The sequence below is a fragment of the Neobacillus sp. S1227 genome (genome assembly GCF_055385255.1).
This window is the reverse complement of the sequence record NZ_AP038276.1, coordinates 2,371,453-2,393,771: the sequence shown is the minus strand read 5'-3', so window position 1 is coordinate 2,393,771 and position 22,319 is coordinate 2,371,453. Positions and strand designations below refer to the sequence as shown.

Below are 22,319 nucleotides of genomic sequence, written 5' to 3'. Positions count from 1 at the left end.
CCCTAGATTAATAGTTTAGCTGTATTCCTTCTCTAACTGAGCAGCAATAATGTTTTTCTGAATCTCTGAAGTTCCTTCATAGATTCTTGTGATCCTCGCATCACGATAAAAGCGTTCAACCGGATAGTCTGCAATATACCCAATTCCTCCATGGATTTGAACGGCCTTATCAGCGACACGATTGTAGACCTCGGAACCATATAACTTCAGCATCGCTGCTTCTTTAATGACCTTCATTCCTTGGTCGACCATCCAGGCAACGCGATACGTAAACGAACGCAATGCTTCGATATCTACTGCCATCTCGGAAAGCATGTGACTGACTGCCTGGTTCCTAATGATTGGTTTGCCAAATTGAATTCTCTCAAGGGCATATCGCGTTGACATATCGAGAAGCTTTTGGCAGGAGCCCAAATTGCGGGATGCCAAACCAGCACGTCCGTTGGCAAGAATTTTCAGGGCATTCATATAGCCGCGACCTTCTTCACCAAGCACATTTTCCACTGGAACCTCGCAATCTTCAAAAATCAATTCTGCTGAATGAGACCCTCTTAAGCCCATTTTTTTCTCAACAGCCCCCACCCTGAAACCGGGGAAATCCTTTTCTACAATGAACGAGGTGATACCCTTGACCCCTTTAGACGGGTCGGTCACAGCCATCACAGTGAAAACGCTCGCTTCAGTAGCATTAGTAATATAATGCTTCAAGCCGTTTAAGATAAATTTATCGCCCTTACGAACAGCGGTTGTTTTCAAGTTAGCAGCATTGGACCCCGCTTCAGGTTCGGTTAAGGCAAATGCGCCAATTTTTTCACCGCTTGCCATTTCTGGCAAATACTTACGCTTTTGCTGCTCATTTCCCATTTCAACAATCCCGACCGAACCGATGCCAGTATGGGCGCCAATTAACGTGGTATAGCCATTATGCGTCTGGCCGATTTCCTCGTATAAGGCACATTTGCCGACCATGCCGATTCCAAGGCCGCCGTATTCCTCAGGAATACTTAAACCGAAAAGCCCCATCCCTTTTGACATATTGATAATTCTCTCCGGAATTTGGTTCTCCTCTTCAATTTGCATCGCAACCGCTTCGACTTCGGTTTGAATAAATTCTCTTACATTCTTTTTTAAAAAGAGAATATCCTCATCCAGTTCAAAGTTCATGACCAAATCCCCTCCGTTATGCTTTAAGCCTTTTTTGCTTCTTCTACAAGGATTCTTTTTAAGAGCTTTCCTACTGTGTTTCGAGGCAGGGATTCTCTTATTTCAAATTCTTTCGGTACTTTGTAGCGGGTAAGGTTTTGGTAGCAATGTTCCTTTAATTCTTGAATATTGATTTCCTTACCGGCTTTTGGAACAATATAGGCCTTGACGATTTCGCCGGCTTCCTTATCCGGAATCCCGACTACAGCTGCTTCTAATACAGCAGGATGTTCATATAAAACCCCTTCAACCTCCTGAGGGTAAACATTAAAGCCCCCGACAATCACCATTTCTTTTTTTCTTCCAACTATATAAAAGTAGCCCTCTTCATCCATCGTTGCCAAGTCACCGGTATAGAGCCAGCCATCTTTAAGTGCTTGGGCCGTTTCTTCTGGTTTATTCCAGTATCCAAGCATGACCTGCGGCCCCTTTATTAAGATCTCACCGACTGTCTTTTCCGGTACATCCACACCATTTTCATCAACAATCCGACAGTCTGTAGCTGGCAGAGGAATCCCAATGCTGCCTATTTTGCTTACGCCATCAGGCGGATTCCGATGAGTAGTAGGAGAAGTTTCCGATAGTCCATAACCTTCCCCAATCGGCACCCCCGTTAGGTCCTTCAATTTTTTCATAATTTCAATCGGCAATGGAGCCGATCCGCTTGTACAGACTTTAAAGCAGGTTAAATCATATTGATCTATTCCTGGGTAATTAGCAAAAGCATTATACATTTTTGGAACTCCCGGGAAGAAAGTTGGCCTGTAGGTTTGAATAAGTCCCAGAACCTTCTCAAGCTCAAACCGATTTACTAAGAGAATGGCCGCCCCGAGGTAAATTGGCAGATTCATGCCGCTTGTCATACCGTAAACATGGTAAAGCGGGATTGCGGTCAAAATTATTTCCTGTCCGTAAACCATTTTACTTCCATAAAGAACCTTGCTCTGAAGCACATTCGCGATCAAGTTAAAATGCGTCAGCATGGCACCTTTCTTTTTACCGGTTGTTCCTCCTGTATATTGAATAACTGCAATGTCTTTCTTGGCTGAAATTGAACATGTTTCCTGTAAAGGAACGGCATTTTCAATTAATTCCGAAATAGTGTCATTGGCATAATTTGAATCACCTGTAGAATATATCCTCTTAAATGAATAAATTTCAGAAATATTCACAATTTTTTCAAGACCATCCGGCTCAGCTACCAAATAAGCGGTTTCAGAATCATTGAATATTTCTAGCAGTTCCCTAGGTGTATAGTGCGGATTGATTTGCACGACAATCATCCCAAGCTTCAGGGCTGCATAATAGGAAACAACATAAATAGGGTGATTTCCGACCATCAACCCCAGCCGTTCCCCTTTTTCTGCTCCATGCTCTTTCCAAGCAGCTGCCAGCCTGTCAACCTTATCTTTCAAGTGATAGTAGGTCAACTTTTCATTTTCATAAATAATTGCCGTCTTCTCAGGGTATTTTTCAGCTGTGTGATCCAAAAATGTGTAAAGGCTCATTTCTGGAAATTCTATAGAAGATGCCGCAGTTTCAGGATAGTGGCCAAGCCAAGGACGTTTGTGTTGTAATTGCAATTCAGACACCTCTTTTAGCACATGATTACTCAAACGTTTCTCGTTTGAAAGTTTAAAAGATGATAAATAGTATTTAGGATTGGGGTTTCCACCCCTAATTCTTTTCCTTTTTTCACGATATAACCAGCAATTGATTCCAGTTCCAGCGGTTTTCCTTTAAGTTTATCCTGGAGCATCGAGGTTTGGTGGCCTTGGGCAAACTGCCCTTGCATCATGATCGTTTCATATTGGTCTTCCTCGATTTCAACACCTGCTGCTCTTGCAACAGCAATAGCTTCCTGACAGATTTTTATAGCCGTTTCTTTTAATCCCTTGTCCTCATAAATAGCCCCAACCTTTGCTTCTATTAAGGCAGTCAGCGGGTTGAAGGTGACATTCCAAAGTAATTTTTTCCACTTGATTTTTAAAATGTCACTAGTTGGAAAGGCTTCAATATTAGCACTGTTAAAAAGCTCTTGAATGACATTGAGTCTTTCCTGTAAATCTTCCTGTAAAGCTCCAAATACTAGCTTTGGCGGGACACCGATTTGTTTTACAGTGCCTGACTCCGTCACACCCGCTTGTATATATGCAGCCGCAGATAAGACCCGGCCTCTGCCAAATACGGAAGCAAGAACATCTTCATTATCTACCCCATTTTGGAGAGTCATAATCACGGATGATTCCTTTAATACGTGGGTAAACTTCTCAGCCATTTCCATGGTGCTGGTTGACTTAACACAAAACAACAGCAGATCTACATCGATAAAGTCCTCATAACAATCGGTGAACTTTGCCTCCACTGTGAAGGATTCGGAATCGCTTTCAATTGTCAGTCCATTTTCCAGCATTCTTTCAAGATTTTTTCCCCGAGCTAAAAAAATGACCTCATTACCCGCCCTTTTTAAAAGGCCGCCAAAATAACCACCGACCGCACCTGTACCGGCCACGCCAATTTTCATGCTGTATCCCCCTGAATATTCCATATGTATCGCTCTGAAAGGGATTCACTTCCCCCTTCAGAGAACATGATTAATCTAATAAATCCGGTTGTTCCTTGACAATCCGATTCCATAATGGCTGGAACTGAAACCATCCCGCACTGGAAGTACCGACCGTATTATAAGTATTGCTGGCACTTTCGTTATCAATAATCACCGGTTTACCAACTGCTTCAGCAAGAAGCTGTGCCTGACAGGAGCGTTCCATCGTAATAAACCACCAGGCAGCCTCATCAACAGACCTTCCGACCGTTAAAAGACCATGGTTTCTTAGGATACAGGCTTTCTTATCACCAAGGGCTTGGCCAATCCGTCTGCCTTCTTCAATTTCATGAACAACTCCAGTAAAATCATCGAACAAGGAATGATCCTGGTAAAATGCACATGCATCCTGTGTAATTGGATCTAGAAGGCGTCCTAGCGAAGACCATGACTTCCCATAAACTGAATGTGCATGGGCAGCTGCAATAATATCGGGCCTTGCAGCATGGACTTGCGAGTGAATAGCGAATGCGGCCCGGTTTACCGGATAATTTCCTTCGACAACTTCACCTTGATGATTGCAGAGAATTAAGTCAGAAGCGCTGATTTGGCTGAAATGCATGCCGAACGGGTTTACCCAGAAGTGATCCTTCAATTCAGGGTCGCGTGCAGTAATATGACCGGCGACACCTTCATCAAATCCAAATTTTGAAAATAAACGGAAGGCAGCAGCCAATTTTTGTTTTAAATGCTGGCGTTCCTCTTCGACAGAGGAAAATACCGGCGGCTTATAACTTAATTTTAATTTGACCGTCATATAATCATCCCTTTTTAAATTTAAATTTGATGTGATTTAAGCTCCAATCAGCAACCGATAACAATAAACCCAGCATTCAGAGGGGAGTCCATCTTTCGTGCCGGGTCTATTGCTTCAATCTGCAATTCTGTCTTTCATGTTAGTATAGCTGGTATACAACTTCGCCTTTTATTACATCCTTACCTTGCTGGTTCACAGCCTGGACATCGAAGCGAAGCTGATTATCTTCCTTGTTCTTTAAAGATGCCTTTAACGTAATCACGTCATTTAAGAAAACCATACCTTTAAAACGGATTGAGTAATCCTTGACAAAGCCTTCTTCATAATATTCCGTAAACAGCTTGGCCAGATTTCCCATCGTCCACATGCCATGAGCAATGATCCCCGGCAGACTTGCTTTTTTTGCTTCTTCGTCAATTGTATGGATCGGATTAAAATCTCCGGAAGCACCTGCATATTTAATCAGGTCTATCCTGGAAACAGGTGATAACTGGATTTCCTTTAAGGAATCACCGGTTTGCAATTGAGTAAGTGAACTCATTTCGCCAACACCTTCCTTACAGCTTCAGATATGACTACAGTGGAGCTAGAAGTGAAAATGACATTTCCTTCTGAATCCTCACCACAGTTTTCCATAACCAGGAAGCCCATTTCTCCAAAGTTCCCTTTTTTCTCAAAGTAATTTTTCACTTGAGAATAACAATAAATTTCCTCACCTACAAATAATGGGCGCGCATAATGGAAGGACTGCTCCCCATGAATCAAGCCTATATTAGGCAGGTGTAAGCCTTCAATCACCCCATATTCAAATACCCTTGGAAAAGTTGGAGGGGCAATGTTCTTTTGGTAACGTGAGAGCCTGCCGGCATCCTCATCGAAATAGATTGGATTCAAATCGCCAATTGCTTCGGCAAATTTCTTAACGGCTCCTCTTTCAACCGCATTTTTCACTTTATTAGATCGCTTGCCAATTTGATCTTTGAACAATTTAGCTCACTCCTAAATTAACATTTTGGTCCGCCAGCAACATAGATAACCTGCCCGTTCACAAACCCTGAATTCTCATCTGCAAAGAACGCAACTGCATTTGCTATATCAGCAGGTTTACCGCTTCTGCCGACAGGAATATTCGATACACTTGCTTGGATCATTTGTTCAAAGGAAATTCCAATTCTTTCAGCCGTTGCTTTTGTCATATCCGTTTCGATAAATCCAGGAGCAACCGAGTTTGCTGTGATTCCATAACGTCCAAGTTCAATTGCAAGGGTTTTCGTAAAGCCCTGAAGGCCTGCTTTTGCTGCTGCATAGTTTGCCTGACCCCGGTTGCCTAGTGCAGAAGTTGAAGAGATATTGATGATCCGGCCATATTTTTGCTCAACCATGTATTTTTGAGCAGCTCGTGCAGCATTAAAGGACCCTTTTAAGTGAACATCCATGACTGTCTGCCAGTCAGCATCAGTCATTTTGAACAATAAATTATCGCGGATTACCCCAGCATTGTTAACAAGAATATCAATGCGGCCAAAAGCATCATGGACCTCTTTAACTGCAGCCTCTACCTGCTCAGGATCCACAACATTGGCAACCTTCGCATAGACTTCATAGCCTTTTTCTTTCAGTTCGCTAGCTGTTTCACTTAATGCCTCTTCATTTAAGTCGATTAGAGCAACTTTGGCTCCTTCTTCTGCAAAATACTCGACAATACCTTTGCCGATTCCACGGCTTCCGCCAGTGACAAACGCAACTCTTCCTTCAAATCTTCCAGCCATTTTTGTTCCTCCTTGCATCCGTATGTTTAGTTTATTTTTCAGACAACGCTTACAATAAGCTTATTAAATACCTAGTTTCACATGGCCCTTAATCAGGTTACGAGAAATAATCAGGCGCTGAATTTCATCAGTTCCGTCGTAAATTCTCCAAAGTCTGGCTTCACGGTACCAGCGCTCAATTGGCAATTCTCTTGTATAACCCATACCGCCATGAATCTGCATAACTTTGTCAACCACACGGTTACCCATATTAGCACCATAAAGTTTTGCCATGGATGCATAATGACGATTATCTTCGCCTTGATCAAGTGTCCATGCTGCGTTTAACACAAGCCATCTTGCTGCTTCAATATCAACAGCACTATCGGCAATCATCCATTGAATCGCTTGTCTTTCTGCAATTGGTTTACCGAAAGTCTCGCGTTCTTTTGCATAATCAATCGCCATTTGCAATAAACGTTCTGCTGTACCAACCGCTCTAGCACCAACAACCCATCTTGCAAAGCCAATCCACTCAAGTCCAAGATTATAACCTTTATGCAGTTCGCCAAGAATGTTTTCTTCCGGAACGCGGACATTATCAAATACCAATCCGGCTGGGCCCCATTCTCCCATGGTATGTATAAATTCTGATTTCCAGCCCATATCACGGTCTACGATGAAGCATGTTACACCTTCACGGCCTCTTGTTTTTTGATGCAATTCTTTATCAGTAATCGCAATGGCCATAACGAAATCTGCTTCATTTCCGCCAGTAATGAATGTTTTTTCGCCATTTAGGACCCATTCATTGCCATCTTTAACAGCGGTCATTTTAATGTTTGTCGTATCAGATCCAGCACCTGGTTCAGTCATAGCAAAACAGGATTTCTTTTCACCGTTAATAGTTGGAATTAGGTATTTTTTCTTTTGTTCTTCATTACCATAGTAGAGGATGTTATCAGCAGAACCACCAAATGAGAATGGTACGAATGTTTTGGAAACCTCCATGTAAACAAGTGCCATCATCATTTGTCCAAGATCGGCACCGCCGTATTCTTCTGGTGTGTTAATTCCCCAGAAACCGGCTTCCTTAGCCTTTAACCGTAATTCTTGTAATTTGCCCTCCGGCAGGCTTGGCTTACCTTCCCGCTCTCTTCTAAGAACTTCATTTTCTAGTGGCATTAGTTCTTTTTCAACAAACTTTCGAATCGTCTGCTGAACCATTTTTTGTTCGTCTGTTAAACGTAAATGCATGACCTTCACTCCATTCTAGGATTCTAGTATTTTACTGCAATTAATATTATGCCGGTTTAGTTTATTACATACCTACCGGTTGGTATGTTTAAGATTATTTTATTTCGAAATTTCAGAAAAAACAAGTTTAAATTTAAATTTATATTTAAATTTTTTTCAGATAGACTATTTTTCATTTTCTTAACAAATGATAAAGATGATATTCATCGCGAATATCATCGTTTCAAAATCCTAATTTGAGGTGATTTGATGAGCTACAGAGAGCGTTTAGATGCACACTCGGATATGTTTGTAAAAAATTCGACAAGGCATAAGCGTCAGAAATCTCAGGTGAATGGCGAAACGCAAATGTCTCAAAACAACATCATCTTAAGGAGTAATGCCAAAGCCCACCGCTGGTAGGGATTTGACAGTGAAACGAATCAGGAAACCTTTTTCCGGGACAGCATTCCTGGGAAAAGGTTTTTCTTTTTATATTCGAACGGATATTGATTTTGATTGGTAGAAGGGTTACCATAAAATCTAGCTAATTATTCAATTTATTGGAGTGTTAGGTCATGTTTGAAGAATTCATAATTAGAAATGCAGAAATTAAGGATTTAGAAGATATTGTTCACATATATAATACAACCATTCAAAGCAGAATGGTGACTGCAGATTTAGAGCCTATCAGTGTTGAAAGCCGGACGGAATGGTTTCACGATCATTCACCTGAATTTCGGCCATTATGGATAGTAGAACAAGATGGGAATATTTGCGCATGGGTAAGCTTTCAATCCTTTTACGGGAGACCTGCCTATAATGGCACTGCTGAAATCAGTATATACATTCATCCCGATTACCGCGGTAAGAAGCTTGGTAAATATCTGATCCAAAAAGCGATCGAAGCCTGTCCGAAAATTGGCATCAAGACCTTGCTTGGCTTTATATTTGCCCATAATGATCCAAGCATTAAACTCTTTAACAGCTTTGGTTTTGAAAAATGGGCTCATCTTCCAAAAGTAGCCGAATTAGATGGGATTGAAAGGGACTTGCTTATCCTCGGCAAAAGAGTTTACTAAACATTTGAACCTTGCCTGATTTTCCATGAATATGATGTTTATAAATCATCCATTATCTAGTAATATAGATTAAAGAAAAATATAATACCCAGTTAGGTGAATTGGAGATTTTCATGCAGAATAAAAAGCTGATTATCATCTACTTTTTTACTAGTTTAATATGGATTTATGGTTCAAACTATCTGGTTTCGCATTTTGTACCAGAATCTTATACAGAAATAATTGCACGGATTAAGGAAATTTTTTATATAATGGTCACCGGTGCATTCATTTATTTCTTTATGAATAAATCGAATGAATTAAACGCCTCAAAGGAAGACCAGCAGCGCCTTTCTACCCTGATTAATTCAATGGTGGACTTCGTCAACTTTAAAGATGGCGATGGCAGATGGATTGAAGCCAATGATTTCGGCTTACAGCTATTCCAGCTTGAACATGTTGATTATCGGGGCAAAAAAGATTCCGAATTGGCCGAGCATACGGATTTTTATGCCGAAGCTCTTAGAAATTGCGAGATTTCGGATGAAGAAACTTGGCAAAATAAAAAAATTACCCGTGTAGAAGAGGCTCTTCCCCTTCCAGATGGGTCTGTAAAAGTTTTCGACACGATCAAGGTCCCTCTCTTTCATTCCGACGGTTCTAGGCAAGGGCTCGTTGTTATCGGCCGGGATATAACGGAAAGAAGGGAAATGTTAAAACAACTCGAAGAACGGGAAGAGCGTCTGCGAAGAACTGAAAAGCTGTCGGTAGTCGGTGAACTGTCAGCAAGCGTAGCCCATGAAATTCGCAATCCTCTCACTTCCCTTAAAGGCTTCGTACAGCTCCTAAAAGTCGAGGATGAAAAACACCAGTTTTATTATCAAATCATGCTCGATGAGCTGGACCGAATTAATCACATTGTCGGAGAACTGCTATTGCTGGCGAAACCTCAGGCCGTACAATTTACAAATGCGGATGTAAAAAAACTTTTAAATGATGTCATTTCATTACTAAGCTCTGAAGCCAGTTACCATAATGTCCAAATTGAAGCCCATTTTCCAAATGAAGAAATGACGGTTGAATGTGAGCCGAACCAATTGAAACAATTGTTCATAAATATCATAAAAAACGCGATTGAAGCTTCAGGGAATGGCAGCATGGTTAGCATTTCTTTTAAAAATATGGAGCCTGGAATGATCTCGATTGTTGTCGAAGACAACGGCTGTGGTATTTCTGAGGAAAGACTTGCTAAAATTGGCGAACCTTTTTATTCATCCAAAGAAAAAGGAACCGGTTTAGGATTGACTGTTAGCTTTAAAATTGTTCAATCACATCATGGCACCATTCATTTTGAGAGCAAGGAAAATCAAGGAACATCCGTTCACATTGGACTCCCAATAATGCAGGCAAGCAATTTTCAATCCCATCATGATAACAAAAAACAGCCTTCACTGAGTTAAATCAAGGCTGTTTTTTTGCTATATATGCTAAAGCAACTAATACTATTACTGACTGGATTGTTGATTAGGCTGCTGGGTCGATTGCTGTTTCGGTTTCTTCTTTCTATTTCTAATAAACGCGATAACTAGTAATAATAATGGAAAGATAATTTGAAAGGGCCAAGATAAATAGATGGTAACTACGTATAACCCCTCCTTGATATGTTCCGCAAAATTCGTAGCAATCATTACCGATGCCAATAATATTATAAAACCGATGGGAAAATTCAGCTTTTGATGGCTCTTTAATTTGAATAAATCGGTCGCCCCAATCACTGCCGCATAATAAAAGATGGTAATTTTAAAAAAGCCCCCAATTACCAAATAAAGCATAAAAAATACATCCAGCCGTTCAATAAAATTTGCTAATTGAATTTTCCCAATTGTGGTTAATAACGGGAAATTGGACCGTACAAAAAGATCTGGGCCTAATACCGCAACGTTAACTACTGCGGTAATAGCGATATTGATACCGGCTAAACTCATTCCTCCAATACAGGCGATTTTGACCTTTTTTGGATTGTTTAAATAAGGAAGCAGCATGGTAAAAACAATCATTTCCCCAAACGGAAAGACGAGGGTTTCTTTTAGAAATGTTCGAAGTACAGGTTGAAAGCCATTCTCCATCATTGGTTTGAGATTTTCAAAGTGGATAAGTCCCGAACCTGTAACAAGGATCATTCCGGTAATTGCCATAAAATAAATTAAGGCAAAGTACAACTCTCCAATTCTTGCAATCACCTCAAATCCTTTATGAATCCCATAAATAATGGTCAAAATCATTAAAGAGTTAATGACAACTATAGGAGTAGCTGTGTAAATAGTCGTTGTCAACAGCTCTCCGAAGTCCCGTAATACTCTTGTGGCAACATAAATAAAGTAGATAATATAGAACCACGCAAGTGTTCTGCCAATCCATTTTCCCATTATTTTTTGCAGATAGCTTGTCAATGGAAGTTCCGGGTAATATTTAAAAAGCTGGTAATAAACAAAAAAGGTTAAAACTCCTCCCGCCAGTCCTAATAAAATGCTAATCCAAGCATCTTGCCTTGCACTTGCTCCAAGCCCAACAAGTAATGAGCTTCCCATTTCAAATAGGACTACGAGGACAAACATCTGAGATGCTTTAATTTTTGCGTTTTCCATTCATTATCCCCTCACTAAGGGTTCATTGATTGATATCAAACCAAAATGGCTTCGTCCGGATTCCTTCACGGCGAATATAAGAATCCACCTTTACGTCTACTTCAAGGTCAGCAAATCGATCTTGCCAGTTCCCCTTTAGTTTTTTCCAAAGCTTAGGATTTTTCCTGTGTATTCTTTCCCCGAATCCAAAAATATCGCTTTTCTTCTTTTGAGCTTCGATTATCGTTAAATGAATTTGCTTTTCTATTTCTTTTGCCACGGACTTATCAATTTTTTCGATTACCTTCGGGTCTGTTAAATCCACCGTTGTATTTGCTTCACTTATCCATCCTTCAAATTCAATCCCTATATTTACAATAGGCTTTCCTTGTTTTATATTTACGCTGACCTTTGTTTTAGATCGTATCGGGGCCATCGTGACGGCATTTTTTTTTCCATTCCAATCAACATTAATAGAAGTGCTTTTAACCTTATTCATAATCCATACCACGCCGCGGGCCTTTTCTCGGTCAATCCATCCTGCTAGCTTGCCATTTCTAAAGATAGCCAATCCTGATGAAGCAAGAACAGCCTCTGATTTTGTCTGCTGAAGATCATCAGATTTGCCGGACATCTTTTGGTTGCCGGAAATTTTATACCCATTTACAAACGGTTCTCTCCCATGACTGATAAGGCCGTTTATGAATTCATCAATATTTACGCTCATATTTTCACCTAACGACATTTCGGTCGATTCTATTTCTTTTGTAATCTTATTGACAGGCAGTTTATCAAGATTAGCCAGTGCTGAGACCAACTTTTCAGCACTTGTTTTTCTTGCTACGACTAGCTCAGTGGTCGTTCTAAATTCCGGGTCACGATCCAGGGCATCCATAATATCAAGGAGCCCATCCTTCGCCACTTCCTCACTTACGGCAATTAAATTGGTATGGGCATAATATAGACGTCTGGAAATTTTGAGGGTAGCTTTTCTGGCTGCTTCAGTAAGTGTATCCCCTAAACTTGTATAGACCGCAATTGGCATACCCTGTCCTCCGCCTCCGCCACCCCCTTGTCCGGAAGCTACATTTCCAGGATTCACAATTTGAAATGACACCTTAAACCTCCGCTCTTCACCTTTATCAATGCCAATTGCCATGACAAAGGCTAAATCTGTCAGCTCCTTTTGATTCCAGCATGCGCTTAGAATTGGCAGGTACAAACCGATAAGGAAAAAAATCACAATGGTTTTTCTCATTATGATTCACCTTTCGAATCTTGATTATCATCTTGCTTCGGCGGCCCTGGTTTCTGATGATCCCCCGCTCGCACCAAATTTCCCTTACTTATAAATTTAGGGCGGTATTTCATAGCCCAAATAGGATATCGGATAAATATATCTTGCTGATTTTGAGCATTAAAAGGTGCAATCGGCATCATATATGGAATCCCAAAAGAACGAAGTGAACATAAATGGATGGACATAAACATTAACCCTAGTACAATTCCATATAAACCTAGGAAGGTGGCCAATGCCATCATCGCAAAGCGAATCAATCGAGCAGCAATTGCCATCATGAAGGTTGGTGTTGAAAAATTGGCAATAGCTGTAATTGACACAACAATAACCATGATTGGAGAGACAATTCCCGCTTGAACGGCTGCTTGACCAATAACTAAAGCTCCTACAATGGAAACCGCCTGACCCACCGCCCTCGGCAGCCTCAACCCTGCTTCCCGTAAGATTTCAAACGTCACTTCCATGATTAATGCCTCTACGAATGCCGGAAACGGGACATTCTCTCTTTGAGCTGCAATCGCAATGGCTAGAGTGGTAGGAATCATTTCCTGATGAAAGGTTGTTGCTGCAATATATAATGCCGGACCCATCAAAGCAATTAAAAAAGCCAAAATTCGTAGAATGCGAAGACTAGTTGATATATCAAAACGGGCATAATAATCGTCCGGTGCCTGAAAAAATTGTGCAAAAATGGCTGGTACTGTAATCACAAAGGGTGTTCCATCCACTAAAATGGCAATTCTCCCCTCCAATAAATGAGAAGCTATCACATCCGGCCTCTCGGAATGATGCGTTGTCGGAAAAGGTGTCCACGTTTGGTCTTCAAACAATTGCTCAATATAACCTTCCGCCATCACAGCATCAATGTTAATTTGATTTAGCCGTTCCTTCACTTCCCCAATAATTTTTTCATTAGCGATTCCCTTGATATACATAATGGCAATGTCGGTTTGGGCAACGGTACCCAGCTTCATCGACTCCATCCATAAATTTGGGCTTTTTATCCGCCGCCGTATTAATGCAGTATTAGTTCGAATTGTTTCGGTAAAGGAATCCTTTGGACCACCGATGGATAATTGAGTACTTGGTTCGGAAATGGAACGTTTATCCCAGCCTTTTGTTTCGACATTGATTGCTTTGTTGTAGCAGTCTAAAAAAAAGAGTGTATTTCCCGAAAGAAAAGAATCAAACACTTGATTCCATTCAGTAGCAATCTGAAAATTCCCTAAACCTGTTGCTTTCTCCATTAAAAACTGAAACGGATCTTGATTACCATTGAATCCTGAATTTAAAAGAGTCTCATTAAAAAAATCATTGATAAGCTGTCCATTTGCAAGTCCATCTATATATACTATAGTTCCTTTATGACAACCAATCTGATACTCACGGAACAGCAAGTCCGTACTGTTTCCTAATTCTTCTTTAATTCGTGAAACATTTTCTTCGTAATTCCTATGAATAGGTTGTTCTTCAGGCTTTTGCGGATCGTTGTGCTGTCTAACATTATCATTCTTTCGTCTTTTTTGTTTATTTTTCAACATGGTAGAGAAAATCGACACAATTTCCGCCTCCTTATCAGAACAAAATGGATATATCAGGTAGATTGCCCAAAAGTAATTGGGTTATCCAAAATTTTCATTGTATTAATTGGTTAAGCATAACTAACTGATATTAATAAAAGAATAACGATAATATTATTAGAAGGTGACCTATTTGAAAATATTACTCGCATCCGTTCTTATCACTCTAACCCTTGTAATGTTAATTATTTCAATAGATATGATAATGGGCACTAAATTTTCTGGAATTGTTACGAAAGAACTGAATCCGTTTAGGGTTATGGAACCTGCGGAAAATATTATCATCATTTTATTTATCCTCTATTTCTTCATTAAATCCGTTGTAAATTTTATAAAGAAAAGAAATGAAAAAACAAACAGCTCGCCTTAATGCGAGCTGTTTTCATTATTTGTTTCTGTAATATCCGTTGTTTTATGCTTCCTTCTTAGCAGCGTTACTAAAATCGAAAACCGATTCCTCCATTTTTCTCTTCGCTTCAGATTTGGTCCGAACACATATCGGTTCCAAAAATAATAAATCGTTTCCTCAATCACGAAAATCGACAAAATTACTATCGTCAACCAGAGCATTTATAGACCCTCTTTTCAAAAGGATTAATTAATCCTATTCAAAAAAAGAACTATCTATCCTATTATTTAATCAAGGCTCTTTTCGTAAAGTTTGTTGTTTTTGGGAATAACACTGTCCGTTCCTTTCCGCTACAGGCGCTCAGCAAACCCGCGGGGAGGAAGTCGAGCCTCCTCGACGTTCCGTCTGCGGGGTCTCGACCTTTCCTCTATTTCCCGCAGGAGTCAAGCGCCATTCGCTCCAATCCACTCGGTGTTTTCAATATAGTTAAAAGCAACAATCTCTGAGAAAAGAGCCTTAATCAAAAATCCCAAATCGTGGATATTTGATAATATGTATACGGTTAAAATGTCTCTGACTTGACTGTTTTTGACCTGATATACGTTTTGTTTCCTGCTGTAAAGAAAATAATACTGGCTAGGGTTATAACTGAAATAATCCAAAACATGAACTGACCATGAAGGTTGCTTAATAAATATCCGCCAATGATTGGACCAAGAAAATTTCCAATCTTTCGGAACTGCCCCGCACCAAAGTATGTCCCGCGTAAATGTTCAGGTGCTAGCTTGTCCATCATCATACTATTGGATGGGAAAATCAAGATCTCCCCAACCGTTAATAGCACCATGGCGATAATTGCAGTCACCCAGCCCTGAATAAAGCTGAACCCGATTAATCCGGCAGCCATAAAGACAGCACCGAACACCATTCCCTGCATCAAACTCAACTTTTCCGCGATATGACTGATAGGCATTTGCAAGAATACAACCATGACAGCATTGATGGTAAGAAGCCCCGAGAAAATCACCACTCCATCCTCCACTGATTTTTCCAAAAACTGTGGCAGGTTAGAGTCCATTTGTGCATAACCCATGTTAATCAAAATAATTCCAACTAATAAATATCTTAATGCTTTATCTGTCTTAATGATTTTAAACGCATCTGACGCAGAAACCACTTTCTTTGGAGCAGCTTCATTTGAGACCACAAGTTTATTCATGAACCAAAATAAGATCACTGCATACAAAAGATAGGTACTGCCTGTAATGGCAAAGGACACCTTTGCAGATGTATTGGCAAAATAGGCTCCTAGAAGCGGACCAACAGATGCCCCGATATTGATGGCAGTGTAACGTAACGAATAAACCTTCATACGTTTCGCCTTTTCAGTTAAATCAGCCATAAGAGCTTGTGAGGTTGGTTCGAAAAAGGATGTACAAAGCCCATTAAGAGCGTTTAGAAGAATGAACAAGATTTGAGAATTAGCAATGGTAAAACCGTAATAAACAATTGCCAGCATAAATAAAGCAGTAAGCATGATCGGTTTTCTCCCGAATCGGTCTGATAGATGTCCACCGATAAATCCCCCTACTGTCCCCATTAACGGGCTCATCCCTACCGTCAGTCCGATGATAATGGGCGAAACCTCCATATGCCTTGATAAATAAATAGACAAAAATGGCAGGGTCATGAATGCGGAGCCTCTTGTTAAAACAGTTCCTAATAATAATACCCAAACAATCGGATGGAACTGACTGATATAATTTTTTACTTTTAGCATTTGATATTTCCTCACAAATTTTTAGATATTTTCTAGTAAACTATTTTATTAGAAAAATGTAAAGAATTTATTGCAGATAATGAAATGTTTCATCAAACGTTTTCTTGGCAATAAAAGAATATTATACAAGCTTTGATTGGAGCGTTGGATTATGAAACTGGCTTATATAACAACTGACCTGATTGTCGGCTTTGTCCTTCTCATTATATGGATAAAAATCATCGGCAGAAAAATTATTAAAAGGGCGACTCCCTTTACTTTCATTTCCTCCATTGTTTTAGGCGAATTAATCGGTAACGCCATCTATGATGATAAAATCAGTTTTTACTATATTTTATATTCGATGGTCCTTTGGGGGGCGCTTCTTATAACTGTCGAATATCTTGCCCAGAAGTTCCTAACCTTTCGCGGCATGGTTGAAGGAAAACCCTCGGCCCTGATAAAAAACGGTGTGGTGGACCGGCAGGAATTGAAGAAAAACCGTATGAATATCAATCAGCTGCAAAGCCTGCTCCGGCAAAGTGAAACTTTTTCGATACGTGAAGTCGCTTTTTGCTATCTTGAGGCAAACGGCTCACTAAGTATATTAAAAAAGACAAAGTATCAAAAAACCACTCAAGAAGACTTTAATATGCCTCCCAAGCCTGTCTATGTGCCCGTAACAATTATACGGGATGGTGAGGTCTTATGGGATGAAATTACCGATTTAGGTTATGATGAAGCATGGCTTACATCTCAGCTAAATTCACGTAAAATCACGGACTACAAGAATATTTTTATTGCTGAATGGCTGGAAGGGGAAGGTTTATTTGTACAAACCATTTCATAACACAGAGAAAAAGAGGCTGTCTCGCTTGACGGCCTCTTTTATGGTTAATTTGGATCTTTATAATTTAAGGCTCGGGTACTGTCACCATACCCTTTGGTCGTCGGGTCTTGTACAATTCCTAACAATGATAGCAATACAAAAACAGCATTTGCCAAGGTAATTACCCAATCCTGAAGTGCATCCGAAAGCTGGAAACTAGTTATGCCCAAGGAATTTAATCCACCTAGTATTATTTGCGCGACAATAAATAGCTGCGAGATAAAGGCAATCACCCAGTTCCGGTTCTTGAACCGGACTTTCCAGTTAATCATGATACCATCCCTTTCCACAAAAATGATTAATCTTTCTACTAACATATGCTTTGATTGGAATTGGTTGTCCACGATTGTCTTGTTATTAAAAGATTTCTATTTAAACGTCTTTATTGGTCTTTTTTTACTTGAATATTTATAATAGGAAGAAGCAAAAAATCACACGAAGGTTAGGAGATCATTATGGACAAACTGCGCCCAATCTGGGAATTAGTCGTCCGTTTCTGGAAAAAGAAACATTTAACTCAAATTCTATTGTTGATTTGTCTAGTAGCCGTGCTTTCAACTATTTCATATTTTGGCTGGCTCGCCTCACGAGCAAATGTCCAATCATTAAAGGAAGGCCTAAGCCAGCCGACAGTTGTTTATGATAAAAACGGCAATGTTGCTTCAAATGTTGCAACAAACCGGACAAAAGGTGTGAAAATTGAAGAACTGCCAAAATATGTTCCGAATGCGGTGGTAGCTATCGAGGACGAGCGATTTTATGAGCATAGCGGTTTCGATATTCAGGGGATAGCCCGCGCCTTCTTCGGTAACTTATTCGCCGGCAGGATTACTGGAGGAGGAAGCACCCTTACGCAGCAACTTACCAAAAACGCGCTGCTGTCGCCAGAACGCACCTATAAACGGAAGGCTGAGGAATTATTTTTAGCAGTTAAAATTGAAAAAGTTTATTCTAAAGACGAAATTCTGCAAATGTATCTGAACCAAGTTTATTTCGGCAGCGGTGCCTGGGGAATTGGCAATGCCTCAAAGAAATATTTTAACAAGGATGCTAAAGACATGTCTATTAGCGAGGCAGCAATGATTGCTGGTCTCCTGCATGCGCCGAATTATCTTGATCCTTATAAAAATTATAAGGGAGCCATGGACCGTAGAGATGTCGTGTTGGGTAAAATGAAGGAACTTGGAATGATAACTACAGCCCAGTACAGCCAGGCTAAAAAAGAAAAAATCAACCTCCATGACGGCGGCGGCAGCTTCGTTGAGCGTAAATACCCTTATTATGTTGATGCTGTTTTAAACGAAGCCATTTCCCGATACGGCCTAACGCAGGATGAAATTTTAACAAGAGGCTACCGGATTTATACGGAAATGGATCAAAATTTACAGGCTGGCCTTGAAAAGGTTTATGCTAATAAATCCTTGTTTCCTAGAGGAATGGGAGGAGAAATCGTCCAAAGCGGCTCAGTCTTGATGGACCCAGCATCAGGCGGTGTACTTGCCCTCGTTGGGGGACGCGGTGAACAAGTATTTCGGGGCTTTAACCGGGCGACGCAATTAAAGGCGCAGCCAGGGTCTTCAATTAAACCGCTGGCTGTCTATACACCAGCACTTGAAGAAGGTTACACTTATTCATCTGAGCTGGTTGATGAGCCGCTTACATTTGGCAATTACAAGCCGGAAAATTTCACGAAAACATATCAGGGCAAGGTTCCTTTGTATAGGGCTTTGGAAGACTCCTTAAATGTTCCGGCCGTTTGGCTTTTGGATCAAGTTGGTTTAAACAAGGGGCTTGATACCTTAAAACGTTTCGGTATTCCTGTAGAAAAAGAAGATAGAAACCTGGCGGTTGCACTTGGCGGGATGAGCAAAGGCGTTTCCCCTCTGCAGATGGCCAACGCTTACACTGTTTTTCCAAATGGCGGGAAGCGTCAGGACAGCCATTTGATTACAAAAATTGTCGGTCCAACAAACAATATTATCGCTGAGCGGGAAGCTAAAACAACCAAGGTGACCTCCAAAAAGGTGGCAAATGAAATGACCTCCATTCTTCTAAATGTGGTTGAATCTGGTACAGGTCAAAAAGCTCGCATCCCGGGAGTACAAATTGCCGGGAAAACTGGTTCAACACAGCTTCCTTTTGCTGATATAAACGGCACAAAGGATCAGTGGATGGTCGGTTATACGCCAAATCTGGTAGGGGCCATTTGGATTGGTTTTGACCAAACAGACCGACAGCACTACCTTCCAAGCTCAAGTTCTTCAAATGTAGTGCCTATTTTTAGAGAAATCATGAGAACATCAACAAATTCTCTTCCAAAGGAAAATTTTGATGTTGTGTCCATAAATGCTAAGCTAGCCGGGGAAACAAACCCTGCTGAAAACATACAAGACCAGGCTGAGGAAATTGGCAAAGAATTAAATGAAAGTGCTAAGAAGATTGGGCACACGATAAAAGAACAAGCACCTGAATGGAAAAAAGGTTTAGAGGAAGTACTTTATAATGTTGGCGAAAAGGTCGATTCGTTGATTCAAAAACTGCAGAGTATGCAAAAATAGCACGCCGTTTGGCGTGCTATTTATTTTCTATTATCTCTATTGGATGCTGTCGAAATGTTTTTTCCTTATGCCTTTGTAAAAGCTTTAGCAGCACTGGACCAAGGGTTAAATAAAACAAAAAGTTGCCGGCCGCATGATATAAATCAAATGGAATCCCTCTTAAGTAGTAAACCCAAAAAGCAGCCGGACCGCCAATGAAGAAGACGTTTAAGGATACTATTAATCCAAAAAACAGTCCGGTAAATCCGGCGTATACGGATAGAAGCAGATGAGGGATTTTTTCATAAAACCTTCCGATCATGCCCGATACAACGGCAACTGTACCCCATGCGATCAACTGCATGAAAACAAATAGCCCAAATCCCAGCACCAAGTTAGAACCTATCACGGTTAGGATAGCGATAATTAATCCGAACCGAGCTCCATAAATTAATGCCGAGCAAATAATAATGACCGTTGATGGCTGGACATTGGGAATCATCCCCATATAAATCCTGCCTACAATGCTTAAAGTTGCTAAGCACGCCATTAAAGTCATGTTCCTTAACGTTAAAAGATGCCGGACCTTGGGCTTAACAATGGAAAGAGGGTTACCCATCACTTATCCTCCCTGTAATCCAGTACATAATTCCATTCAAGCGTATCTCCGGGATTAACATCCTTAACACCAGATGAACGGTCCCCTTTGACACCATTTATTCTGTAACTCCAGCCGCTGTATGGTCCTTTATCAAACTCACGCCACCCGCCGATACCTTTAGTATAAAGCATGGCACCGGACCCGGTGGTTTCAAGCTTAACGCCTGCTTCTTGACAAGCTTGTTTCAAAACATCGGCTGCCTTCGTTTGTTCGTTTATTTCCACTTTTCTAGGCGCAATTAAATAGCCATCAGGCGTCTTTATTGAAACAGTTACTGTGTCCTGCTTTTTTTCAACTGCCTGTGCAGATGCTGGTGCCGAGCTGCTGACTGGCTGCTGCGTTACCGTTGAGGTTTGTTTTACAGGCTGAGTAGTTATTACTTTTACTGTTGAATTTTTTCCACCAGTATCAGACGACGTTGCTTCTTCATCAGAAACAATCCCTTCTACATTCTCTACAGTTTCAGCAGCGGTTTGCTGATCCTGCTGAACTTGTTTAACCTGAGGGGTGGTTGTTGTCGTTGTAATCGTTTTGCCCGGAGTATAGCCATATAAAGCATAGCCAATCCCGCCGATAACCAAAAGCCATGATGCAATATCACCGATGATTTTCTGCCAGCCTTTCATGGTTACACCCCCAAGAACTTTCTTCTAAGAACTAAAGCCAGTGCCCCAATAAATGCGGTAGTTCCTCCTACCTTGAGGTTATTAGGATTGATGGTACCACTTTCTTTTTCAACTTTAACCTCGACTTTGGGTTCACTCACTGCTGTTTGAACTGCCGCTGGCTGCTGGACGACAATCACTTGCGGCTGTGAAGATGTTTTTCCTGTAGATCCTGCTGCGCCGGCATTATTATTCGTAAGGATTTCCCTAACTACCTCTTTTGTTGACTCTGAGACAGGTAATTTTGAAACGTCTGTTGTCGGTGTGACAGTCACATAATTATTGTTGTTTACTACTGTTGGTGTTGGAGCGGGTGTAGAGGGCTGTGATGGTACAGGCTCCTCATTTGCTTGATATGGAAAACTAAAAAGTTTGTCTCCCGATTTAAATTTATCGTAAGCCACTAAAGCTTGAAAAACCTGCTCTGTTGCAAAACTATTCTCTGCCGTTTCAGACTTCATCCATTTATAGCCGCCATTTCCTATTTCATAGGTGAATAGATGGTTAACAGGATTTTTTCCATCCTTAGTGAATTCTGTCGAAGTCGGGTCAACCCCAATAGAGGAAAGTCCAATTACCACTTGGGCTGTTGAAGATGAATTTTCTCCCCAATTATCAAAACCGCCATTAGCTGTTTCAACCGCTTTTAAATAAGTGACGGCACTATTGATGTCAGCTTTGACAACAGCATCTGACTTATGCTTGCCTAAAGCAGTCAACACCATTCCTGTTGTATCCGGATCAGCTTGTTCACTTGTTGATCCAGCCCAGTTCCAGCCGCCGGCGGTTGAATCCATAGATGTAATCTTGTCAATAAGTTTATCCTTAGTCCATAACGCATCAGTTGGGATAGTGTAATCTGCACTATCTAATGCAATTAAGGCATAAACATAGGCTGTAAATGAGGTCAAGGAAGTATCACTGTAAGCCATTTTTATTAAGTCTTGCCCTTCAAAATTAGCCGGATCTGCCCCTAATGCACGAACAGCCAAGATTGTTTTATGAAGTTCCGTTCCTTTTAAATCAGTTCCATTTACCCTGCTTTTCAGCTTCATTAGATAGTCCTGCTTGTTCGCTGTCGTAAGTTTCCCTGCTTTTGAAAGCGTAATTGCCAGCCAATCTGAATTTAGCTCTCCTGCCTGAACATGTTCAGCAGAAGAGGCTATCTGGGTGCTGACATCCTCAGCTGCATAAGCATTGTAAGGTACCGCCAGCGCAAGTGCACCCGCAATTACCATCAACTTTGTTGCTTTTCTCATTTTTTCTCTCTCCCTTTCTATCTTTACCCAAAACTTGACATAAAAAAATCCTCCTATCAGCTAGGAGGAGGTGTTATGTATGCTAA

General features: G+C 40.7%; 23 protein-coding genes. 6 read left to right on the top strand and 17 right to left on the bottom strand.

All coding sequences use genetic code 11. From position 1 onward, the window contains the following. Window positions 1-15: 15 nt before the first annotated feature. The 8 genes from ACZ5AE_RS12160 to ACZ5AE_RS12125 all read right to left on the bottom strand — a co-directional run bounded on the left by ACZ5AE_RS12160 (window position 16) and on the right by ACZ5AE_RS12125 (window position 7,570). On the bottom strand, window positions 16-1,164 hold the full coding sequence (locus ACZ5AE_RS12160; RefSeq protein ID WP_464572602.1) for an acyl-CoA dehydrogenase family protein: 1,149 nt from the start codon (window positions 1,162-1,164) through the stop codon (window positions 16-18). Between the two features lie 23 nt (window positions 1,165-1,187). Further along, window positions 1,188-2,786, bottom strand: coding sequence for a long-chain-fatty-acid--CoA ligase (locus tag ACZ5AE_RS12155; RefSeq protein WP_464572600.1), 1,599 nt, complete (start codon window positions 2,784-2,786; stop codon window positions 1,188-1,190). Window positions 2,787-2,815: 29 nt separating this feature from the next. Beyond that, window positions 2,816-3,727 (bottom strand): ketopantoate reductase family protein, encoded by a 912-nt coding sequence (locus ACZ5AE_RS12150; RefSeq protein WP_464572598.1) that lies wholly within the window; start codon window positions 3,725-3,727, stop codon window positions 2,816-2,818. A gap of 70 nt (window positions 3,728-3,797) precedes the next feature. Then, the gene (locus ACZ5AE_RS12145; protein ID WP_423802068.1) at window positions 3,798-4,565 is read right to left on the bottom strand and encodes a class II aldolase/adducin family protein; all 768 of its coding nucleotides are present in this window, start codon (window positions 4,563-4,565) and stop codon (window positions 3,798-3,800) included. 139 nt (window positions 4,566-4,704) lie between these two features. Then, window positions 4,705-5,106 (bottom strand): MaoC/PaaZ C-terminal domain-containing protein, encoded by a 402-nt coding sequence (locus ACZ5AE_RS12140; RefSeq protein ID WP_464572596.1) that lies wholly within the window; start codon window positions 5,104-5,106, stop codon window positions 4,705-4,707. Continuing rightward, a complete protein-coding gene (locus tag ACZ5AE_RS12135) occupies window positions 5,103-5,552 on the bottom strand; it encodes a MaoC family dehydratase N-terminal domain-containing protein (RefSeq protein ID WP_464572594.1) in 450 nt (149 codons plus the stop codon). Before ACZ5AE_RS12135 ends, ACZ5AE_RS12140 begins: the two co-directional genes overlap by 4 nt. Window positions 5,553-5,569: 17 nt before the next feature. Continuing rightward, on the bottom strand, window positions 5,570-6,334 hold the full coding sequence (locus ACZ5AE_RS12130) for a beta-ketoacyl-ACP reductase (RefSeq protein ID WP_464572592.1): 765 nt from the start codon (window positions 6,332-6,334) through the stop codon (window positions 5,570-5,572). Window positions 6,335-6,397: 63 nt separating this feature from the next. Further along, window positions 6,398-7,570 (bottom strand): acyl-CoA dehydrogenase family protein, encoded by a 1,173-nt coding sequence (locus tag ACZ5AE_RS12125; protein ID WP_464572590.1) that lies wholly within the window; start codon window positions 7,568-7,570, stop codon window positions 6,398-6,400. 249 nt (window positions 7,571-7,819) lie between these two features. Between ACZ5AE_RS12125 and ACZ5AE_RS12120 the strand changes: the two genes are divergently transcribed. The 3 genes from ACZ5AE_RS12120 (at window position 7,820) to ACZ5AE_RS12110 (ending at window position 10,070) form a co-directional block, all read left to right on the top strand. Then, entirely contained in the window at window positions 7,820-7,972 is a 153-nt protein-coding gene (locus ACZ5AE_RS12120; RefSeq protein ID WP_464572588.1) for a YpzG family protein, read from the top strand. Window positions 7,973-8,127: 155 nt separating this feature from the next. Then, a complete protein-coding gene (locus tag ACZ5AE_RS12115; RefSeq protein WP_464572586.1) occupies window positions 8,128-8,631 on the top strand; it encodes an N-acetyltransferase family protein in 504 nt (167 codons plus the stop codon). A gap of 113 nt (window positions 8,632-8,744) precedes the next feature. Continuing rightward, on the top strand, window positions 8,745-10,070 hold the full coding sequence (locus ACZ5AE_RS12110; protein WP_464572584.1) for an ATP-binding protein: 1,326 nt from the start codon (window positions 8,745-8,747) through the stop codon (window positions 10,068-10,070). Window positions 10,071-10,115: 45 nt separating this feature from the next. Here ACZ5AE_RS12110 and ACZ5AE_RS12105 read toward each other — a convergent pair whose 3' ends face one another. The 3 genes from ACZ5AE_RS12105 to ACZ5AE_RS12095 are packed head-to-tail and all read right to left on the bottom strand — an operon-like array spanning window position 10,116 to window position 14,075. Further along, entirely contained in the window at window positions 10,116-11,255 is a 1,140-nt protein-coding gene (locus ACZ5AE_RS12105; protein WP_464572582.1) for a GerAB/ArcD/ProY family transporter, read from the bottom strand. Between the two features lie 22 nt (window positions 11,256-11,277). Then, the gene (locus ACZ5AE_RS12100; RefSeq protein ID WP_464572580.1) at window positions 11,278-12,492 is read right to left on the bottom strand and encodes a Ger(x)C family spore germination protein; all 1,215 of its coding nucleotides are present in this window, start codon (window positions 12,490-12,492) and stop codon (window positions 11,278-11,280) included. Then, on the bottom strand, window positions 12,492-14,075 hold the full coding sequence (locus tag ACZ5AE_RS12095; RefSeq protein WP_464573609.1) for a spore germination protein: 1,584 nt from the start codon (window positions 14,073-14,075) through the stop codon (window positions 12,492-12,494). Before ACZ5AE_RS12095 ends, ACZ5AE_RS12100 begins: the two co-directional genes overlap by 1 nt. 163 nt (window positions 14,076-14,238) lie before the next feature. Between ACZ5AE_RS12095 and ACZ5AE_RS12090 the strand changes: the two genes are divergently transcribed. After that, window positions 14,239-14,484 (top strand): hypothetical protein, encoded by a 246-nt coding sequence (locus ACZ5AE_RS12090; RefSeq protein ID WP_464572578.1) that lies wholly within the window; start codon window positions 14,239-14,241, stop codon window positions 14,482-14,484. On the opposite strand, the gene ACZ5AE_RS12085 is transcribed toward ACZ5AE_RS12090, so the two are convergent. Both ACZ5AE_RS12085 and ACZ5AE_RS12080 read right to left on the bottom strand, forming a co-directional pair. Then, window positions 14,481-14,684: a hypothetical protein gene (locus ACZ5AE_RS12085; protein ID WP_464572576.1), complete on the bottom strand. Its 204-nt coding sequence runs from the start codon at window positions 14,682-14,684 to the stop codon at window positions 14,481-14,483. The two genes, ACZ5AE_RS12090 and ACZ5AE_RS12085, sit on opposite strands and share 4 nt — an antisense overlap. 341 nt (window positions 14,685-15,025) lie before the next feature. Next, the gene (locus ACZ5AE_RS12080) at window positions 15,026-16,243 is read right to left on the bottom strand and encodes an MDR family MFS transporter (RefSeq protein WP_464572574.1); all 1,218 of its coding nucleotides are present in this window, start codon (window positions 16,241-16,243) and stop codon (window positions 15,026-15,028) included. A gap of 151 nt (window positions 16,244-16,394) precedes the next feature. On the opposite strand from ACZ5AE_RS12080, the gene ACZ5AE_RS12075 reads away from it, so the two are divergent. Continuing rightward, a complete protein-coding gene (locus ACZ5AE_RS12075; protein ID WP_464572572.1) occupies window positions 16,395-17,072 on the top strand; it encodes a DUF421 domain-containing protein in 678 nt (225 codons plus the stop codon). Between the two features lie 44 nt (window positions 17,073-17,116). Here the strand turns inward: ACZ5AE_RS12075 and ACZ5AE_RS12070 are convergent, their stop codons facing one another. Further along, window positions 17,117-17,455 (bottom strand): phage holin, encoded by a 339-nt coding sequence (locus ACZ5AE_RS12070; RefSeq protein WP_464572570.1) that lies wholly within the window; start codon window positions 17,453-17,455, stop codon window positions 17,117-17,119. A 111-nt stretch (window positions 17,456-17,566) separates the two neighbouring features. Between ACZ5AE_RS12070 and ACZ5AE_RS12065 the strand changes: the two genes are divergently transcribed. Then, a complete protein-coding gene (locus ACZ5AE_RS12065) occupies window positions 17,567-19,669 on the top strand; it encodes a transglycosylase domain-containing protein (RefSeq protein ID WP_464572568.1) in 2,103 nt (700 codons plus the stop codon). 16 nt (window positions 19,670-19,685) lie between these two features. On the opposite strand, the gene ACZ5AE_RS12060 is transcribed toward ACZ5AE_RS12065, so the two are convergent. Genes ACZ5AE_RS12060 through ACZ5AE_RS12050 form a run of 3 tightly spaced genes read right to left on the bottom strand, consistent with a single transcriptional unit; the run spans window position 19,686 to window position 22,233 of the window. Then, complete coding sequence (locus ACZ5AE_RS12060) at window positions 19,686-20,267, bottom strand: ECF transporter S component family protein (protein WP_464572566.1); 582 nt, start codon at window positions 20,265-20,267, stop codon at window positions 19,686-19,688. Beyond that, window positions 20,267-20,935 (bottom strand): DUF4430 domain-containing protein, encoded by a 669-nt coding sequence (locus tag ACZ5AE_RS12055; protein WP_464572564.1) that lies wholly within the window; start codon window positions 20,933-20,935, stop codon window positions 20,267-20,269. The genes ACZ5AE_RS12060 and ACZ5AE_RS12055 overlap by 1 nt, the downstream gene beginning before the upstream one ends. Window positions 20,936-20,937: 2 nt before the next feature. Next, on the bottom strand, window positions 20,938-22,233 hold the full coding sequence (locus ACZ5AE_RS12050) for a prenyltransferase/squalene oxidase repeat-containing protein (RefSeq protein ID WP_464572562.1): 1,296 nt from the start codon (window positions 22,231-22,233) through the stop codon (window positions 20,938-20,940). Between the last annotated feature and the right edge of the window lie 86 nt (window positions 22,234-22,319).

Excerpts from the sequence above, each read along its gene's own strand:
- ACZ5AE_RS12130 (WP_464572592.1), bottom strand. The coding sequence starts at position 6,334 with ATGGCTGGAAGATTTGAAGGAAGAGTTGCGTTTGTCACTGGCGGAAGC.
- ACZ5AE_RS12125 (WP_464572590.1), bottom strand. The coding sequence starts at position 7,570 with ATGCATTTACGTTTAACAGACGAACAAAAAATGGTTCAGCAGACGATT.
- ACZ5AE_RS12080 (WP_464572574.1), bottom strand. The coding sequence starts at position 16,243 with ATGCTAAAAGTAAAAAATTATATCAGTCAGTTCCATCCGATTGTTTGG.
- ACZ5AE_RS12075 (WP_464572572.1), top strand. The coding sequence starts at position 16,395 with ATGAAACTGGCTTATATAACAACTGACCTGATTGTCGGCTTTGTCCTT.
- ACZ5AE_RS12100 (WP_464572580.1), bottom strand. The coding sequence starts at position 12,492 with ATGAGAAAAACCATTGTGATTTTTTTCCTTATCGGTTTGTACCTGCCA.
- ACZ5AE_RS12145 (WP_423802068.1), bottom strand. The coding sequence starts at position 4,565 with ATGACGGTCAAATTAAAATTAAGTTATAAGCCGCCGGTATTTTCCTCT.
- ACZ5AE_RS12110 (WP_464572584.1), top strand. The coding sequence starts at position 8,745 with ATGCAGAATAAAAAGCTGATTATCATCTACTTTTTTACTAGTTTAATA.
- ACZ5AE_RS12055 (WP_464572564.1), bottom strand. The coding sequence starts at position 20,935 with ATGAAAGGCTGGCAGAAAATCATCGGTGATATTGCATCATGGCTTTTG.
- ACZ5AE_RS12065 (WP_464572568.1), top strand. The coding sequence starts at position 17,567 with ATGGACAAACTGCGCCCAATCTGGGAATTAGTCGTCCGTTTCTGGAAA.
- ACZ5AE_RS12050 (WP_464572562.1), bottom strand. The coding sequence starts at position 22,233 with ATGAGAAAAGCAACAAAGTTGATGGTAATTGCGGGTGCACTTGCGCTG.
- ACZ5AE_RS12085 (WP_464572576.1), bottom strand. The coding sequence starts at position 14,684 with ATGCTCTGGTTGACGATAGTAATTTTGTCGATTTTCGTGATTGAGGAA.
- ACZ5AE_RS12105 (WP_464572582.1), bottom strand. The coding sequence starts at position 11,255 with ATGGAAAACGCAAAAATTAAAGCATCTCAGATGTTTGTCCTCGTAGTC.
- ACZ5AE_RS12140 (WP_464572596.1), bottom strand. The coding sequence starts at position 5,106 with ATGAGTTCACTTACTCAATTGCAAACCGGTGATTCCTTAAAGGAAATC.
- ACZ5AE_RS12095 (WP_464573609.1), bottom strand. The coding sequence starts at position 14,075 with ATGTTGAAAAATAAACAAAAAAGACGAAAGAATGATAATGTTAGACAG.
- ACZ5AE_RS12120 (WP_464572588.1), top strand. The coding sequence starts at position 7,820 with ATGAGCTACAGAGAGCGTTTAGATGCACACTCGGATATGTTTGTAAAA.
- ACZ5AE_RS12115 (WP_464572586.1), top strand. The coding sequence starts at position 8,128 with ATGTTTGAAGAATTCATAATTAGAAATGCAGAAATTAAGGATTTAGAA.
- ACZ5AE_RS12060 (WP_464572566.1), bottom strand. The coding sequence starts at position 20,267 with ATGGGTAACCCTCTTTCCATTGTTAAGCCCAAGGTCCGGCATCTTTTA.
- ACZ5AE_RS12150 (WP_464572598.1), bottom strand. The coding sequence starts at position 3,727 with ATGAAAATTGGCGTGGCCGGTACAGGTGCGGTCGGTGGTTATTTTGGC.
- ACZ5AE_RS12160 (WP_464572602.1), bottom strand. The coding sequence starts at position 1,164 with ATGAACTTTGAACTGGATGAGGATATTCTCTTTTTAAAAAAGAATGTA.